Source organism: Mycobacterium sp. (assembly GCF_047975165.1).
GTDB lineage: Bacteria > Actinomycetota > Actinomycetes > Mycobacteriales > Mycobacteriaceae > Mycobacterium.
Map to the genome: position 1 here is coordinate 1 of NZ_JBKECZ010000140.1, position 16396 is coordinate 16396.

The following is a 16396-nucleotide window of genomic DNA, read 5'->3' on the forward strand; positions in this document are numbered from 1 at the left end:
CAATTCGGCGATCACAGTCTCCGGGTTGCCAGCACCGGCGGCCATGCTGGATAAGTGCAGATAGTAGTCTGAATTGCGCTACAAATACCAGCCGGGATTCCGGGTAGCTGCCCTTCGGGCCGTCGACTACGCCCGGGCGACGCCTCGCCGGGCGTGCACCGAGGCGTTCTCCCCGCGCGGATGCACCACCTGCGGCCACCAGAACCAGCGCCCGAGCAGGGCTGCGATCGACGGCATCAACAGGGTGCGCACGATCAGCGTGTCCAGCAACAACCCGATGCACACCGTCGACCCGAACTGGCCCAGCACCCGCAGGTCACTGCCCAGCATGGAGGCCATGGTGAACGCGAACACCAGGCCGGCGGCGGTCACCACACCCCCGGTTCCGGCCATCGACCGGATAATCCCCGTCTTCAACCCGGCGTGGATCTCCTCCTTGAAGCGGGACACCAGCAGCAGGTTGTAGTCCGAGCCGACGGCCAGCAGGATGATCACCGACAGTGCCATCACGATCCAGTGGACCTTGATGCCGAACAGGTCCTGCCAGATGAGCACCGAGAGCCCGAACGAGGCGGCGATCGAGCTGGCGGCGGTGCCGACGATCACCAGGGCGGCGACCACGCTGCGGGTGAGCAGCAGCATGATCATGAAGATCAGGGTCAGGGCCGAGATCACCGCGATCATCAGGTCGTACTTGGCGCCGTCGTGCATGTCCTTGAACGTCGCCGCGGTACCCCCGAGGTACACCTTGGCATCGGACAGCGACGACTGCTTCAGCGCCTCCTGCGCAGCCGTGCGTTCGGCGTCGACCCGGGAGATCCCCTCCGGCGTCATCGGGTCACCCTGATGGGTGATGAAGAACCTGGCGGATTTGCCGTCCGGCGAGAGGAACATCCTGAGGCCGGTTTGAAAGTCCGGGTTGTCGAAGGCCTCGGGCGGCAGATAGAACAGGTCGTCGTTCTTCGAGGCGTCGAAGCTCTGCCCCATCACCACCGCGGTATCGCTGAGCGCTTTCATCTGGTCGAGCATCGCCGAGAAGGTGGCCTGCATGGTCAGCGTCAGCGCCTTGGTCGTCTTCATCGTGGTGATCATCGGCGGGATCAGCACCAGCATCTCGCTGGTCGCCACCGCGGTGCGCTGGATATCCCTGGTGAGTTCGTCGAACTGCCCGGCGAGTTGGTCGAAACCGTCGAGGGCGTCGAACAGCGAACGCGTCGACCAGCACAGCGGAATGTCGAAACAGTGCTTCTCCCAGTAGAAGAAGCTCCGGATCGGCCGCCAGAAGTCATCGAAGTCGGCGATATGGTCCCGCAGGTTGTTGGTGATCTCGGCGGTGTCGGCCGTGGTCTTCGCGCTATCGTCGGCCGCGTCGGAAAGGTCTCGGGTGACCTGGTACATCCGCTCCATGGTGTCGATCATGAACTGCATCTCGTCGGCCATCTTGGTGATGTCGGCCATGCGGTCCTGCAGGAAGTCCATGTTCTGCATGGTCGTCTGGCTCTGCATGCTGTTGTTGAACGGTATCGAGCTGTGCTGAATCGGGATGCCGAGCGGTCTGGTGATGTCCTGGACCATCGCGATGCCGACGGTGCGGATGACGTTCTTGGCGACTTTGTCCAGCACCAGCATGTCCGCGGTGTTGCGCATGTCGTGGCTGGCCTCGACCATCAGCATGTCCGGGTTCATCCGCGCCTGCGAGAAGTGACGGTCGGCGGCCGCCTGGCCGAGGTTCGACGGTGCCGACTCGGGCAGGTAGTAGCGGTCGTTGTAGCTTGTCTTGAAGCTCGGCAGCGCGACCATGCCGATCAGCACGATCCCGCTGCTGACCGCCAGAATCGGTGCGGGCCAACGCACTACCGCGGTGCCGATACGGCGCCACATCCTGCCCTGCCCGGTTCCCCGCGCGGATTCGAACAGGTGCAGCTTGCTGCCCACGAACACCACCGCCGGGCCCAGGGTGAGTCCGGCGAGTACGATGACCAGCATGCCGATCGCCACCGGAGCGCCCATGGTGGCGAACCAGGGCAGCCGGGTGAAGCTCAGGCAGTAGGTCGCCCCCGCGATCGTCAGGCCGGACCCGAGCACCACCGGGGCCACCCCGCGAAATGTCGTGTAGTAGGCGGTCTCCCGGTCTTCCCCGGCGTGCAGCGCTTCCTGATAGCGGCCGACCAGGAAGATCCCGTAATCGGTTCCGGCCGCGATCGCCAGCATCGTCAGGATGTTGGCGGCGAACGTGGTGAGCCCGAATGCGTTGTTGTACGCCAGCACCGCGACGACACCGCGCGCCGACGCCAGCGCGATGAATGTCATGAACAACTGCACCAGCGTGGTGATGACCGACCGGTACACCAGCAGCAGCATGATGGCGATGGCGCCCAGGGTGAACAAGGTGATTTTGGCCAGGCTGGCATTGCCGATGACGTGCATGTCGTCGCTCAGCGCCGCCGGGCCGGTCACGTAGACGTCCAGGCCGTTCGGCGGCGGGTTCTCCGCGATGGCTTCGCGGACCGCCTCGACCGACTCGTTGGCCGTGGTGGTGCCCTGATTGCCGGCCAGATTCAACATGACGTAGGCGGACTTGCCGTCGGCGCTCTGGGCACCGGCGGCGGTGAGGCGGTCTCCCCAGAAGTCCTGGATGTGCTGGATGTGCTCGGGTTGCTCGCGCAGCTGACGGATCAGGTTGTCGTAGTAGCGGTGTGCCGGATCTCCCAGCGGCGCATCGCTTTCCAGCACGATCATGACCGTGCTGTTGGAATCGAACTCCTTGAAGTTGTGGCCGAGCAGCATCATCGCCTTCATCGACGGCGCATCCATCGGGGTCATCGGCGCGGAGTGTTCCTCGCCGACCACCTCCAGCGACGGCACCGCCACGCTGACCAGCACCGCGACGAACACCCACGCCAGGATGACCGGTATCGCGAAAATCCGGATCGCATGCGGGATCGCGGGGCGATGCGGTCGTGGTGCGACCGGCGCCGAGGCCGGGTCCATGCCCAGGATCGGGCCGGTGAACGCGTCTGCGGTGTCGTCGGGGCCGCTCATGCGGACTTCACCAGGCAGAACGTCTGCGGGTTGACGCCGTCGGAGCGCCTCTCCTCTTTCACCACCCCGTCCACGGTGATCCGGCAGCCGACGAGGGTGCCGTCACTTTGGGCCATGATGTTGGCGCTCACCGAGGGCAAGGTGGTCGAGATGGTGAACGACCACGGCAGTGGGGCGGCGTCGACCTGGTGGGTGTTGGCGTCGGCGTCCCAGTAGTTGATGTCGGCGGTGGCCCCCGTCGATCCGAAGATCTCGTAGACGACGACCTTGGGGTTGAACTGCACGATCTCGATCCCGGCGCCGGCGTTGGCGTTGAGGTCCTGGGAGCCGAAGACCCTGTGCAGCCGTGACACCACCAGGCCCGAGACCGCCAGGACCACTACCAGGATCAACGGGATCCACGCTCGTTTGAGGAGTCGGACAGCGGTGCCTGAGATCGAACGCGTCCGCATGGCCGCCGCCTTTCACACACCGATTCGCACTTTGCTCATCCGTGGGAGTCTCACCCGCGGGAGAATGGTAGCTCAGCTAGCCATCCTAACGGTTAGTGCACGCCACCGTTCCCCAGGGTTGCCGGGGCGGACCGTCGCGCCTACAGCGCGGCGAGGTCGTGGTCGCCGACGCGGTCGACGAGAACCCGCAGCTGATCCTGCGCGGATCCCAGCGTGAGATCGATTGCGGTGAGCCGGGCAGCGTAGTGGCCGACCGGATACTCCGCGGTCATCCCGATGCCGCCGTGCAACTGGATGGCCTCCTGGGCGATGTGCTGGCCCGAACGGCCGATCTGCAGCTTGGCGCGCGCCGCGATCACCGGGTCGTGGTTGCCGTCCGCGATCGACACCGCGGCATAGAGGCTCATGCTGCGCGCCAACTCCAGTGAGACGTACATGTCGGCCGCCCGCTGCGTCAGCGCCTGGAACGTGTTGAGGGTGACCCCGAACTGCTTGCGGGTCTTCAGGTAGTCCGTGGTCAGCCGCAGGGCCTCTTCCATGGCGCCCAGCGCTTCGGCGCAGAGTGCGGACTGGATGCCGGTGAGTGTGTTTCCGACGGCGTCGGAGCTGTCGGTGACGTCCTCCCGATCGCCCAGCGGTTCGGCAGGGGTCCGGTCCAGATCGATCTGGGCGCCGCGCTGGCCGTCGAAGGTTCGGTACGGCGCGCGTTCGACCGACTCGGCGTCGACCAGGAACAAGCCGGTGCCGCCCTGTGGCAACGCGGCGCTGACCACCAGAGTTTGCGCCTGGTCTCCGGCCAGCACCGGGTTCTTGCGGCCGCTGACCGTCCACGAATCACCTTGTCGCACCGCTTGAGTGGTGATGTCCGGAGCCGGATGGCGGTGGCCGGGTTCCAGGTGGGCCAGCGCCAGCAGGTGCCGGCCCGCGGCAACCTCAGCCAGCAGCTCCCGTTGCGCATCGTTGCCGAGCGCGGCGATCAGTCCGCCAGGCGCCAGGGCGGCGTGCAGGATCGGCTCCGGTGCCAGCCGGCGACCGACTTCGGTCATCACAGCGGCGATCTCCAGTGGCCCGGCCTCGTCGGGATCGAACCCGAGCCCCAGAATCCCGACCTCGGCGAGTCGAGTCCACACCTCGCGGCTCCAACCGGGATCGGTGTCTATCACCGTGTTGCGGCCCTCGGTGTCGTAGGTGCGCGACAGCAGTTCCCTTGTGGTGTCGCGCAGCAGAGCCTGCTCTTCGGTCAGCTGAAAGTCCATGGCTGCCTCACAATCCGAGAATGGTCGACGCGATGATGTTGCGCTGCACCTCGTTGCTGCCACCGTAGATCGAGGTTTTGCGGTAGTTGAGATAGTGCGGGGCGCTGGTCTGCGCCCACGAGGGTGAGGCGATGCCGTCGCAGTCGACGGGCAGTGCGTCGAGACCGGCCGCCTCGATGAGCAACTCGGTGGCCAGCTGCTGCAGTTGGCTGCCACGTAACTTGAGCACCGACGACGCGGGGTTCGGTTTACCTCCCGACGAACTCGAAACCACCCTGGCCTGAGTGAGTTCCAATGCCAGCACGTCGTTTTCGGCTTCGGCCAGCCGGGCGGCAAACAGCGGCTCGTCGAGCAGGCCGCGCTGTGCCGCATGGTGTTTCACCTGCGCCAGACGAACCTTGGTCCGCCCCACCTGGGCGATGCCGGTGCGTTCGTTGCCCAGCAGGAACTTCGCGTACGTCCAGCCCCGATTCTCTTCGCCGACCAGCTGATCGGCGGGAACCCGGACATCGGAGAAGAACACTTCGTTGACTTCGAACCCGCCGTCGATCAGCTTGATCGGCCGCAACGTGATACCGGGGGTGGCCATGTCCATCAGCAGGAACGAAATGCCGGCCTGAGGCTTGGGGGCTCGGGGGTCGGTGCGTACCAGGCAGAAGATCCAGTCCGCGTACTGGCCCAGTGTCGTCCAGGTCTTCTGTCCGTTGACCACGTAGCTGTCACCGTCGCGGACCGCCGTGGTGCGCAGCGAGGCCAGATCCGATCCGGCTTCGGGTTCGGAGAAACCCTGACACCACCAGATGTCGAGGTTTGCCGTCGGAGGCAGGAACCGGTGTTTGATCTCCTGCGACCCGAACTCGGCGATCACCGGCCCGACCATCTTGGCGTTGAAGGTCAACGGCTCCGGGACGCTGGCCAACTGCATCTCGTCGGCCCAGATCTGGAACTGCGTGGGTGTCCAGTCCTTTCCGCCCCATTCGAGTGGCCACGCGGGCACCGCCAGTCCATGTTCGTGGAGCAGCTTGTGGGTTGCCACGATCTGGTCCCGGGTCGGGGACTCGCCACGGCGGACCAGGTCTCGGACTTCCGCTGGAATCCGGGTGCTGAAGAAGGTGCGAAGTTCGTCGCGGAACTCCGCCTCCTCGGCGGTGAGCGCCAGCCTCATTGCGGTCTCCTGTGTTGCGCTGAACATGGGGCTTGTCGTGGACGGTGACGTCCGGCCCGGGTCGTTGGTGCCGCCCCAATCTTGGCCCATGCGGCCCGGCGCTTATGCACAGCCTCGCGATATTCCACAGATCCCCGGCTCGGAGCGGATTTGCGGGCACTGCGGACAGGTGCCGCGCCTACGGTCGGGGCATGAGAACCGAACTGCCCGCTGAGCGACTGGCCCGCCGCCTGGGACACGGGGTGGACGAGGACCGCGGCGGTGGCCGTGACCACCAGTGGGAAGTCGGGGGCGAAGGAGGCGCGGATGGGGCCGACGACAGCTGCGAAGACGGTGGGGAAGACCCGAACTCGTTGCTGCCGCGCTGGCTCCCGGAACCCGGCGGCGGTCCGGGCATGGTGGACAGGCTGCGGGCCGACCCCGGGCGGGCGGGTGCGATTGCTCTGGCGGTGATCGCCGCATTCGCCGTCCTGGTCACGATATTCACCCTTGCGCGCGATCGTCCGGCCGCGGTGATGTCCGCCAAACTGCCTCCGGTGGAGCAGGTTTCCTCGAGGACCTCCGAGCCGTCGGCAAACCCGCAGGCGGCGGAGCGGTCGGTGGTGGTCAGTGTGGTGGGCCTAGTGCACCAGCCGGGGGTCGTCACGCTGACGCCCGGAGCGCGCGTCGCCGACGCGTTGCAGGCTGCCGGGGGTGCGGTCGACGGCGCCGACTTGATCGGACTGAATATGGCCCGTCCGCTCGGCGACGGTGAACAGATCGTTGTCGGGCTGGCACCGCCGCCGGGCAAGCCGCCGGTGATGGGGAGCTCCGTGGGAGCCGGCAGCGCCACCGCCCCGGCGTCCTCGAACCCGGCGGGGGTCTCCGGCTCGCCGGCAACCGTTCGCGACGAGGCGCTCGACCTCAACACCGCGACCGCCGGGCAGCTGGACACGCTGCCGGGGGTTGGCCCGGTCACCGCCGCGGCGATAGTGGCCTGGCGGCAGGCCAACGGCGGTTTCAGCAGCATCGACCAACTCGCCGAAGTGGACGGCATCGGTCCGGCGCGGCTGGACAAACTGCGTGGCCTGGTTCGTGTCTGACTCTCGTGCACCAGGCTGCGGGCGGTTCCACGGAGCCGCCGGTGGCCGCGGGCTATCTGGATGTGCGGCTGGTGCCGGCGGCCCTGACGGCCTGGATGGTGACGGCCGCCGGGATCGTCTGGTCGGCCGGCGACGCGCTGGCGGGGTGCGGCGCCGCGGTGGCTGCCGTCGCGGGGTTTTCCTGGTGGCGCGTGCGGCACCGATCCGGCGCGCGGGTGGCGGGCGTGGCAGCGGTGGCAGGGGTGGCAGGGGTCAGTGCGGGGCTGGTGGCCGTCGGGGTGGTCGGCGCCGGCTACGGGCTGGCGACGGCGCTGCGCGCCGAGGCTGCCGCTCGCCACCCGATCACCACCGCGTTCGGCACCGCCGCTCCAGTGACGGTGATACCCAGCGAGAGCGCGGTGTCCGTGGGGTCGGGACGGCTCATGTTCCGGGCCACGCTGCGATACCTGCGGGCCGACGAATCATCGGGCCGGGTGGTGGTGTTCGCCAGGGCAGTCGATGTCGGCGATGTCATGGCCGGCCGGCCGGTCCGGTTCACCGCCCGCATCAGCCGACCGAAGCGGCGTGACCTGACCGTCGCGACGCTCGTTGCGGTGGGCAGGCCGGTCTGGGGTCGGGCCGGTGCCGTGCAGCGGGTTGCCCACATCGTCCGCACGCGGTTCGCAGCCGGGGTGCGTCACGTGCTGCCTGCCGATCAGGCCGCCATGCTGCCCGCGTTGGTGCTCGGCGACACGTCGGCTGTCACCGCCACGACCAGAACCGACTTCCGCACTGCCGGCATGACGCACCTGACAGCGGTGTCGGGAGCCAACGTCACCATCGTGTGCGCGGCGGTGCTGTTGTCTGCCCGGCTGATCGGACGGCGGGCCGCGGTCGTGCTGGCGGGCCTGGCGCTGGTGGCGTTCGTGGTCCTGGTGCAGCCGAGTGCCAGCGTGCTGCGGGCCGCCGTGATGGGCGCTCTCACGCTTGCGGCGATGCTGTCCGCGCGCCGCAGACAGGCGATTCCGGCGCTGTCGGCGACGGTGCTGATCCTGCTGGCGGTGGCGCCGCAACTGGCGGTCGATGTGGGCTTCGCGCTGTCGGTGGCGGCGACGGCCGCTCTGGTCGTCATCGCGCCTGCCTGGTCGCGCCGGCTGACCGGTCGGGGCTGGCCCAAGGTCGCGGCGGACGCCTTCGCTGTCGCCGCGGCAGCCCAGATGGTGACCGCGCCATTGGTCGCGGGGATCTCCGGCCGGTTCAGCGTGGTCGCCGTGGCGGCCAACCTTCTGGTGGCGCCGGTGATCGCGACGATCACCGTGCTGGGCACCGCGGCCGCCGCGTGGGCGGTCCTCTGGCCGGGCTGCGCGGGACTGCTGATCCGATTCACCGGGCCCGAAGTGTGGTGGGTCCTGCGCGTTGCGCACTGGGCGGCGAGGGTGCCGGGGGCCGGTGTGTCCGTGCCGTCCGGCGTTGCCGGCCTGGCGGTGGTCGGTGGAGCGACCGTGCTGATCCTGGTGCTGTGGCGGTGGCACTGGTTTCGGGCGACGGTGCTCTGGACCGCGGTGGCCGTGGCCGGCACGCTGGCGGCCTGGTCGGTTTCGGATGCGGCTGCCGGGATGCCGGGTGTCCGGGCCGCGTGACACCATCGTGGGGTGAGCGAAGCGTCGCCGCTGCACCTGGTCCTCGGGGATGAAGAGCTGCTGATAGAACGTGCGGTCGCGCGGATTCTGCGGTCGGCCCGCCAGGGTACCGATACCGGCGGGAACGCCGATCCCGACCACGGAGCCGGAATAGCCGATGTGCCGGTGAACCGGATGCGGGCCGGCGACGTCAGCAGTTACGAACTCAGCGAGCTGCTCAGCCCGTCGCTGTTCGCCGAAGAACGCGTGGTGGTGCTCGAAGCCGCGGCCGAGGCGGGGAAGGACGCCGCGACGCTGATCGCCTCGGTCGCTGCCGACCCGCCGGCGGGCACCGTGCTGGTGGTGGTGCACTCCGGCGGCGGACGGGCCAAGGCGCTGGCGGGGCAGTTGCGCTCATCGGGTGCGCGGGTCCATCAGTGCGCCAGAATCACCAAGGACAGTGAACGTGCCGCCTTCGTCCGGGGAGAATTTCGGGCATTGAACGTCGACGTCGACGACGAGACGGTGACGGCCCTGCTCGACGCTGTCGGCTCCGACGTCCGGGAACTCGCCTCGGCATGCTCGCAGCTGGTCGCCGACACCGCCGGCGGCGTCGATGCCGCCGCGGTCCGGCGCTATCACAGCGGCAAAGCCGAGGTGAAGGGTTACGACATCGCCGACAAGGCGATCGCCGGTGATATCGCCGGCGCCGCCGAGGCGTTGCGCTGGGCGATGATGCGCGGTGCGCCGCTGGTGGTGCTGGCCGACGCGCTGGGCGAAGCCGTCCACGCCATCGGCCTGGTGATGTCGCAGTCCGGCGACGCCTACCGGCTGGCGGGCCAGTTGAAAATGCCGCCGTGGCGCGTACAGAAGGCGCAGAAACAGGCTCGGCGGTGGTCGCGTGAGCGATTGGCTACGGCCATGCGGCTGGTGGCGACGTTGAACGCCAACGTCAAGGGAGCCGTCGTAGACGCCGATTACGCGCTGGAAGACGCGGTGCGCAAGGTGGCCGAGCTGGCGGCCGGACGGGGCTGGGGCCGGGGCCGGGACTGAGGGGGCCGGGCGATCAGCCGAGCTTGTTGAGGGACTGCGCCAAGGCCGACTTCTTGTTGGCCGCCTGGTTCTTGTGGATCACGCCTTTGCTGGCGGCCTTGTCCAGCTTGCGGCTGGTCGACACCAGCAGCTCGGCGGCCTTCTCCTTCTCGCCGGCATGCGCCGCCTCGCGGAACGCGCGAATCGCCGTGCGCAGCGACGACTTCACCGACTTGTTGCGCAGCCGGGCGCGCTCGTTGGTGCGGTTGCGCTTCTGCTGCGACTTGATGTTGGCCACGCGTGAGTTCCTTATTCCGGTTGGTCTGGGGGTCGGCCGGCGGCGTCAGCCTCCCGATCGCGATTGCTCAGGCTATCAGTCGGTTACGTTTTCGCCCAAAAGGGAACCCATGGGCTGCCCGAACCGAAGGACTGAGGCAGCATGGCAGGGGTGACTCTCTCGCATCAGCACGGCGTATCCGGAGTATCCGGGCAGCGGCCCCCGCGTTCGGAGCGCATTTTCGAGGGCTACAACTCCGCGGACCCGGTGTATTCGCCGGCTTTCGATGAGATGTTCGACGCGCAGGGAGACGTTCGTACCCCGTACCGGGGGATCCACGCCGAGCTGGCTCCGACCGATGCGTCCGAGCTCAAGGGCAGGGCGGATGCGCTGGGCCGTGCGTTCATCGACCAGGGCATCACCTTCTCCCTGTCCGGGCAGGAGCGGCCGTTTCCGCTGGATCTGGTTCCCCGGGTGATCTCGGCGAACGAGTGGACCCGGCTGGAACGCGGCATCATCCAGCGGGTCAAGGCCCTGGAGATGTACCTGTCCGACATCTACGGGGATCAGGCGATTCTGCGCGATGGCGTCATCCCGCGCCGGTTGGTGACGTCGTGTGAACATTTTCACCGTGAGGCCGTCGGGATCGTTCCCCCCAACGGGGTGCGCATCCACGTGGCCGGCATCGATCTGATTCGCGACGAGAAGGGTGATTTCCGGGTCCTGGAGGACAACCTGCGTTCGCCGTCGGGTGTGTCCTATGTCATGGAGAACCGGCGAACGATGGCGCGGGTCTTCCCGAACCTGTTCGCCACCCATCGGGTGCGCACCGTCGACGACTACGCATCCCACCTGCTGCGCGCACTGCGCAACTCCGCGCCCACCAACGAGGCCGACCCGACCGTGGTGGTGCTGACTCCCGGTGTCTACAACTCGGCATATTTCGAACATTCGCTGCTGGCGCGGCAGATGGGCGTCGAACTGGTCGAGGGCCGCGACCTGTTCTGCCGGGACAACCAGGTCTACATGCGCACCACCGAGGGAGAACGCCAGGTCGATGTGATCTACCGGCGGATCGACGACGCGTTCCTGGACCCGCTGCAGTTCCGGGCCGATTCGGTGCTGGGGGTGGCCGGGCTGGTCAACGCCGCCCGGGCCGGCAACGTCGTCATCTCCAGCTCCATCGGCAACGGTGTGGGCGACGACAAGCTCGTCTACACCTACGTCCCCACCATCATCGAGTACTACCTGGGCGAAAAACCGCTGCTGGCCAACGTCGACACCTATCGTTGCTGGCTGGACGACGAACGCGAGGAGGTGCTCGACAGGATTCGCGAATTGGTGATCAAGCCGGTCGAGGGCTCCGGGGGATATGGCATCGTGTTCGGCCCGGAGGCCTCGGAAAAGGAACTGACCATACTCGCCACGAAGATCCGCGACGACCCCCGCGCCTGGATCGCCCAGCCAGTGATGGAACTCTCGACAGTGCCGACCCGGATCGGAGACTCGCTGGCGCCACGCTACGTCGACCTGCGCCCGTTCGCGGTCAACGACGGCAACGATGTGTGGGTGCTACCCGGCGGGTTGACCCGGGTGGCCCTGGTAGAGGGGTCCAGGGTGGTCAACTCCAGCCAGGGCGGGGGATCAAAGGACACCTGGGTGCTGGCAACGCGAACCTCCGATGCCGACCATGAACTCGGCCGGGCCGAGGTCGTCCGGTCGCTGCCCCGGCCGGTGCCCGGGCAGGACCCGGATGATTCGTTGCCGCCGGCGCCCACGCTGCCCCAGCCGATCGGTCAGCCGCGGGACCAACAGCCACGTCAACAGCAACAGCAGAAAGCGATCGACTGATGCTTGCCCGCAACGCCGAAGCCCTGTACTGGATAGGCCGCTACGTCGAGCGTGCCGACGACACCGCGCGGATTCTCGACGTCGTTGTGCACCAGCTACTCGAGGATTCCAGCGTCGACCCCGACCCGGCGTCGCGGCTCCTGCTGAAGGTGCTGGGCATCGAGGCGCCCGACTACCAACTCGATGTCTGGTCGCTGACCGACCTGGTGGCCTTCAAACCGAACACCTCCGGTGGCTGCTCGATCGTCGACGCGGTGCTGGGGGCGCGCGAAAATGCGAGGTCGGCAAGGGAGGTCACCTCCAGCGAGACCTGGGAGTGCATCAACACCACCTATCATGCGCTCCCCGAACGCGAGCGGGCCGCCAAGCGTCTGGGGCCGCACGAATTCCTGTCGTTCATCGAGGGCCGCGCGGCGATGTTCGCCGGCCTGGCGGATTCCACCCTGTCCCGCGACGACGGCTACCGATTCATGGTGCTGGGCCGTGCGATCGAGCGGGTCGACATGACGGTGCGGCTGCTGCTGTCCCGGGTGGGGGACAGTGCTTCGTCGCCGACCTGGGTGACACTGTTGCGGTCGACGGGTGCCCACGACACCTACCTGCGGACCTACCGCGGCGCACTCGATGCGGCCCGCGTGGTGGAGTTCATGATGCTCGACCGGCTGTTCCCCCGGTCGGTCTTCTATTCGCTTCGACTGGCCGAACACAACCTCGCCGAGCTGCTCAACAAGCAGCACAGCCGGGTCGGGGCCACCACTGAAGCGCAGCGGCTGCTTGGTCAGGCGCGGAGCGAACTGGAGTTCGTCGCTCCCGGTGCGTTGCTCGAGACGCTGGAACATCGGCTGGCGGGCCTGCAGAAGACCTGCCGGGACGTCGGAGGCGCGCTGGAAGCGCAGTATTTCCACGCAACCCCCTGGGTGGCCTGGACCGATGCCCGCCACCGTGGCGCGTTGGTGGAGAACCGAGGAGAAGCCTGATGTGGCGGATGAAGGTGGTGCACACCACCGGGTATGCGTATCAGTCGCCGGTGACGGCGTCGTACAACGAGGCGCGGCTCACGCCGCACTCCGACGCCCGGCAGAACGTGATCGTCAATCGCGTCGAGACCCTTCCAGCCACCCGGTCCTACCGCTACATCGACTACTGGGGCACTGCGGTCACGGCGTTCGACCTGCATGCGCCGCACGCCGAGCTGACCGTGACGTCATCCTCGGTGGTGGAGACCGAGCGTTCGGAGCTTCCCGGCGAATCGGTCGACTGGGCAGAGCTGGGGTCGCCGGCGGTGATCGATCGGTATGACGAAATGTTGCGTCCCACCGCCTACACCCCGGCCGGCGAGCGGATCGCCGCGGTGGGCCGGCGGATCCGCAGCCAGTACGATCCGCAGGACGCCGTCGTCGCGGCGGCCCGCTGGGCGCGCAACGAGCTGGACTACCTTCCCGGCACCACCGGTGTGCAATCGTCGGGACTCGATGCCCTGGAACAGGGTCAGGGCGTGTGTCAGGATTTTGTGCACTTGACGCTGATCGTGTTGCGCGGCATGGGGATTCCCGGCCGCTATGTGTCAGGGTATTTCCATCCCAAGCTCTCGGCGGCGATCGGCAAGGAGGTGCAGGGGCGCAGCCACGCCTGGATTCAGGCATGGACCGGCAGTTGGTGGAACTACGACCCGACCAACGACACCGAAATCTCCGAGCAGTACATCAGCGTGGGTGTCGGCCGCGACTACGCCGATGTGTCGCCGTTGACGGGCATCTATTCGGGAATGGGGGCCACGGATCTCGACGTGGATGTGCAGATCATCAGGCTGGCTTAGTCTCTGATAGTTGGCTTAGTCCCTGATATCACGAGTTGGATCTGGGCGGGCCGAGCAGGTCGTGGATTCCTGATGCCGTGGCCGTGTCGGTGTCGGCGTAGGCGGCCCCGCTGGCCGATACGGCCTTGACGAACTGATCGTGGAAGGCGGCCATCTGGGCACTGATCTGCTGGTAGCCCTGGGCGTGGGCATCCCAGAAGTTCGCGACGACCGCTGAAACCTGATCGGCGGCCGCGGCGGGAATGCCGGCAGTCGGCCCGGCCGCGCTGGCGTTGGCGTCGCTGATCGCCGAGCCGATACCGCCCAGGTCGGAGGCCGCAGCCTCCAGCGCTGCGGGTCCAGCGAACACGTACGACATTGAGACCTCTCGGCTCGATAACGACAGTCTCCGATCCTACCTCAGGGTAGGTCCGAAGGCAGCCCTTTCTACCAGCGTATATCGGACGGCAGATGGTTTCGTTACAGTACCCGGCCGGGATTTCTGTGGGGCACCGGGGCAGTCTGTTTGCTGGCCGGTGCTAGCGGCGCGCCCGGACCTGGACGCGGTGCAGGTCGTCGCCCAGTTCGATCTGGCCGCCGAACTCGGTGGCGGCCAGGGCCCGCCACTGCTCTTCCTGGCCGGGGGCCAGCGGTGGCACGTAGTGGGTCATGATCAGGGTTCCCGCGCCGGCCCGGGCCGCCGTGGCGGCCGCCTCTTGGACCGACGAGTGGTAGTCGCAGACGTCCTTGACGCGTTGCTGACCGACGTGGGCCAGGATGTCCTTGCGGATCACCGTGTGCACCAGCGCGTCGGCTCCGGCTGCCAATTCATCGAGGCCGGCACAGGGCACGGTGTCGCCCGCCAGCACCACCGACGCGCCGTCGGACTCGATGCGGAATCCGATCGTGGGCGTCACCGGGCGGTGGTCGGTGGGGCCCACCCCGATCTGCACACCGTCGCGGTCCCATACCGGGCCGTCGGTGTGCTCGTGAACCTCGACCGGCGGCGGAGTGTTCAGGTCCGCGTGGTGGGCGATCCGGTATCCGATGTCGTGGCCGAAGGCTTTCAGTGTTGCCTCGACCACCTCCGCGGTCCCCGGTGGTCCGATGATCCGCAGCGGCGGGGCATCGGGTGCGAAGTTGGCGATCCAGCCGGTGATCAGCACATCGCCGAGATCGGCGATGTGGTCGCTGTGCAGGTGGGTGAGCAGCAGCGCCGACAGGCCGCTGGCGTTGACGCCGACCGCGGCCGCACGCTGCAGCACGCCTCGTCCGCAATCCACCAGGAAAACCTGTCCGCCTGCGCGCACCAGGGTGGCTGGACCGGCGCGGTGAGGGTCGGGGACGGGGCTTCCGGTGCCGAGCAGGGTGACCTCGATCATGGCTCCATGTGTACCAGCCGGCCTCGACGGCCGGGTAGTGCCTGACCTGGAAGGTGTGAGGTGGTCCCGCCGCTTGGCGGTGCGGCGGGACGTGACAGGGTGCAGCCTTCCATGCGGCGCAAGTTGGCCGTAGCCTGGGAGGCGAATCGGAGTGGAACCAATCGGATCATGACGACCGGGAGGCTTGATGCGGATCGCCGACGTGTTGCGCGGCAAGGGTGCGGCGGTGGTGACGATCAACCCCGAAGCGACGGTCGGGGAACTGCTCGCCGGTCTGGCGGAGCAGAATATCGGCGCCATGGTGGTGGTGGGCGCAGAAGGTGTGGCCGGCATCGTCTCCGAGCGCGACGTGGTACGGCAGCTGCACACCCACGGCGCCAGCGTGCTGTCTCGCCCGGTTTCCAAGATCATGACCAGCGTGGTCACCACCTGCGTGAAATCGGACACCGTGGACAGCATCAGTGTGCTGATGACACAGAACCGGGTGCGGCACGTGCCGGTGCTGGACGACGGGAAGCTGATCGGGATCGTCAGCATCGGCGACGTCGTCAAGACCCGCATGGGCGAACTCGAAGCCGAACAGCAGCAGCTGCACTCCTACATCACCCAGGGCTGAGGTTGTCTCAGCCGGTCGGGAACCAGTGGTGCCCACCGGGCCGCATCGGTCAGCGCCAGGCGTATTCCGTGCGTAGCCGGGCGGCCACCGCGTCGAAGGTCCGCCGGTCGAGGATCGCGCCCTCGCGGCGGATGCCCTCTTCCGGCACGTTGAGCACCCGGTCCAGTCGCACCCAGCTCTGCCTGCCCTCGTAGTCCCAGGCGCCGGTCCCGATTCCGGCCCAGTCGCGCTCGCCGGCGTGGTGTTCCCGGCTGGACAGCATCAAACCCAGCAGGACGTCGCGATCGCGTCCCACCACGAGCACGGGGCGGTCCTTGCCCCGGGTCGGGTCGTCCTCGTAGACCACCCACGTCCACACGATCTCGCCGGGATCCGCGCGGCCGTCGAGGTCGGGTGCGTATTCCACCTTCCGGGCGCGCTGCGAGGTGGGGAAGCTGGTCCTGGTCACCGGCCGGCCCCCGCCGATTCCGGCCGGTGCCGCCGGCACCCCCATCATCAGGTCCGCGGTGATCTTCACCGCCTGCTGAATGACTCGCAGGGCCTCGTGGGTGTCCTGCAGGCGGCGGACGGCCCTGGGAGCCTCGTTGAGCAGGTTCTCGGCGAAGCGCTGAAACGTCCTCCACCCCGAGGTGTTCCCTTGCGATCTGCCCGACGCCCGATTACCCGGTGCCATGTAGGCAGCATAGACGCGTGATTGTGTCCGGGCGGTTGCGCACGGATACGCTGAGCGTATTCGTAGGCCGCTCAACCAGGAGAACCCAATCAGCAGTTTCGCCGACAAGACCTTCACGCCGCCGGCGCAGATTCGGAACTTCTGCATCATCGCGCACATCGACCACGGCAAGTCG

At 67.5% G+C, this 16396-nt stretch carries 16 protein-coding genes; 7 read left to right on the top strand and 9 right to left on the bottom strand.

The features are described from left to right. Positions 1-126 precede the first annotated feature (126 nt). The 4 genes from ACK5M9_RS13305 to ACK5M9_RS13320 form a co-directional block, all read right to left on the bottom strand. Positions 127-2991, bottom strand: a complete 2865-nt coding sequence (locus tag ACK5M9_RS13305; RefSeq protein ID WP_416893648.1) for an RND family transporter — start codon at positions 2989-2991, stop codon at positions 127-129. Between the two features lie 47 nt (positions 2992-3038). Further along, the gene (locus ACK5M9_RS13310) at positions 3039-3494 is read right to left on the bottom strand and encodes an MmpS family transport accessory protein (protein WP_416893635.1); all 456 of its coding nucleotides are present in this window, start codon (positions 3492-3494) and stop codon (positions 3039-3041) included. Positions 3495-3634: 140 nt separating this feature from the next. Further along, entirely contained in the window at positions 3635-4750 is a 1116-nt protein-coding gene (locus tag ACK5M9_RS13315; protein ID WP_416893636.1) for an acyl-CoA dehydrogenase family protein, read from the bottom strand. A gap of 7 nt (positions 4751-4757) precedes the next feature. After that, the gene (locus ACK5M9_RS13320) at positions 4758-5915 is read right to left on the bottom strand and encodes an acyl-CoA dehydrogenase family protein (RefSeq protein WP_416893637.1); all 1158 of its coding nucleotides are present in this window, start codon (positions 5913-5915) and stop codon (positions 4758-4760) included. A gap of 191 nt (positions 5916-6106) precedes the next feature. Between ACK5M9_RS13320 and ACK5M9_RS13325 the strand changes: the two genes are divergently transcribed. The 3 genes from ACK5M9_RS13325 to holA all read left to right on the top strand — a co-directional run bounded on the left by ACK5M9_RS13325 (position 6107) and on the right by holA (position 9648). After that, the gene (locus ACK5M9_RS13325; RefSeq protein WP_416893638.1) at positions 6107-6997 is read left to right on the top strand and encodes a helix-hairpin-helix domain-containing protein; all 891 of its coding nucleotides are present in this window, start codon (positions 6107-6109) and stop codon (positions 6995-6997) included. 95 nt (positions 6998-7092) lie between these two features. After that, positions 7093-8616 (top strand): ComEC/Rec2 family competence protein, encoded by a 1524-nt coding sequence (locus ACK5M9_RS13330; RefSeq protein WP_416893649.1) that lies wholly within the window; start codon positions 7093-7095, stop codon positions 8614-8616. A 30-nt stretch (positions 8617-8646) separates the two neighbouring features. Beyond that, positions 8647-9648, top strand: a complete 1002-nt coding sequence (gene holA / locus ACK5M9_RS13335; protein ID WP_416893650.1) for a DNA polymerase III subunit delta — start codon at positions 8647-8649, stop codon at positions 9646-9648. A gap of 13 nt (positions 9649-9661) precedes the next feature. Here the strand turns inward: holA and rpsT are convergent, their stop codons facing one another. Beyond that, positions 9662-9925 carry a 30S ribosomal protein S20 gene (gene rpsT / locus ACK5M9_RS13340; protein ID WP_416893639.1) on the bottom strand — a complete coding sequence of 88 codons (264 nt, stop codon included), beginning with the start codon at positions 9923-9925 and terminating at the stop codon, positions 9662-9664. 150 nt (positions 9926-10075) lie between these two features. Here rpsT and ACK5M9_RS13345 point away from each other — a divergent pair, with 150 nt between their 5' ends. From ACK5M9_RS13345 to ACK5M9_RS13355, 3 genes are read left to right on the top strand one after another with little or no spacing between them, the layout of a single operon-like run. Then, positions 10076-11755 (top strand): circularly permuted type 2 ATP-grasp protein, encoded by a 1680-nt coding sequence (locus ACK5M9_RS13345; RefSeq protein WP_416893640.1) that lies wholly within the window; start codon positions 10076-10078, stop codon positions 11753-11755. After that, on the top strand, positions 11755-12732 hold the full coding sequence (locus ACK5M9_RS13350; protein ID WP_416893641.1) for an alpha-E domain-containing protein: 978 nt from the start codon (positions 11755-11757) through the stop codon (positions 12730-12732). The genes ACK5M9_RS13345 and ACK5M9_RS13350 overlap by 1 nt, the downstream gene beginning before the upstream one ends. After that, on the top strand, positions 12732-13571 hold the full coding sequence (locus ACK5M9_RS13355; RefSeq protein WP_416893642.1) for a transglutaminase N-terminal domain-containing protein: 840 nt from the start codon (positions 12732-12734) through the stop codon (positions 13569-13571). Before ACK5M9_RS13350 ends, ACK5M9_RS13355 begins: the two co-directional genes overlap by 1 nt. 28 nt (positions 13572-13599) lie before the next feature. Here ACK5M9_RS13355 and ACK5M9_RS13360 read toward each other — a convergent pair whose 3' ends face one another. Then, positions 13600-13929: a PE family protein gene (locus tag ACK5M9_RS13360; RefSeq protein ID WP_416893643.1), complete on the bottom strand. Its 330-nt coding sequence runs from the start codon at positions 13927-13929 to the stop codon at positions 13600-13602. Positions 13930-14089: 160 nt separating this feature from the next. Continuing rightward, positions 14090-14932 (bottom strand): ribonuclease Z, encoded by an 843-nt coding sequence (locus tag ACK5M9_RS13365; protein ID WP_416893644.1) that lies wholly within the window; start codon positions 14930-14932, stop codon positions 14090-14092. A 187-nt stretch (positions 14933-15119) separates the two neighbouring features. Between ACK5M9_RS13365 and ACK5M9_RS13370 the strand changes: the two genes are divergently transcribed. Next, positions 15120-15548 (top strand): CBS domain-containing protein, encoded by a 429-nt coding sequence (locus ACK5M9_RS13370; RefSeq protein WP_416893645.1) that lies wholly within the window; start codon positions 15120-15122, stop codon positions 15546-15548. Positions 15549-15597: 49 nt separating this feature from the next. Here ACK5M9_RS13370 and ACK5M9_RS13375 read toward each other — a convergent pair whose 3' ends face one another. Beyond that, on the bottom strand, positions 15598-16221 hold the full coding sequence (locus ACK5M9_RS13375; RefSeq protein WP_416893646.1) for a type II toxin-antitoxin system PemK/MazF family toxin: 624 nt from the start codon (positions 16219-16221) through the stop codon (positions 15598-15600). Further along, positions 16208-16396: hypothetical protein (locus ACK5M9_RS13380; RefSeq protein ID WP_416893647.1), on the bottom strand; the 189-nt coding region annotated here is incomplete at its 5' end. The genes ACK5M9_RS13375 and ACK5M9_RS13380, both read right to left, overlap by 14 nt.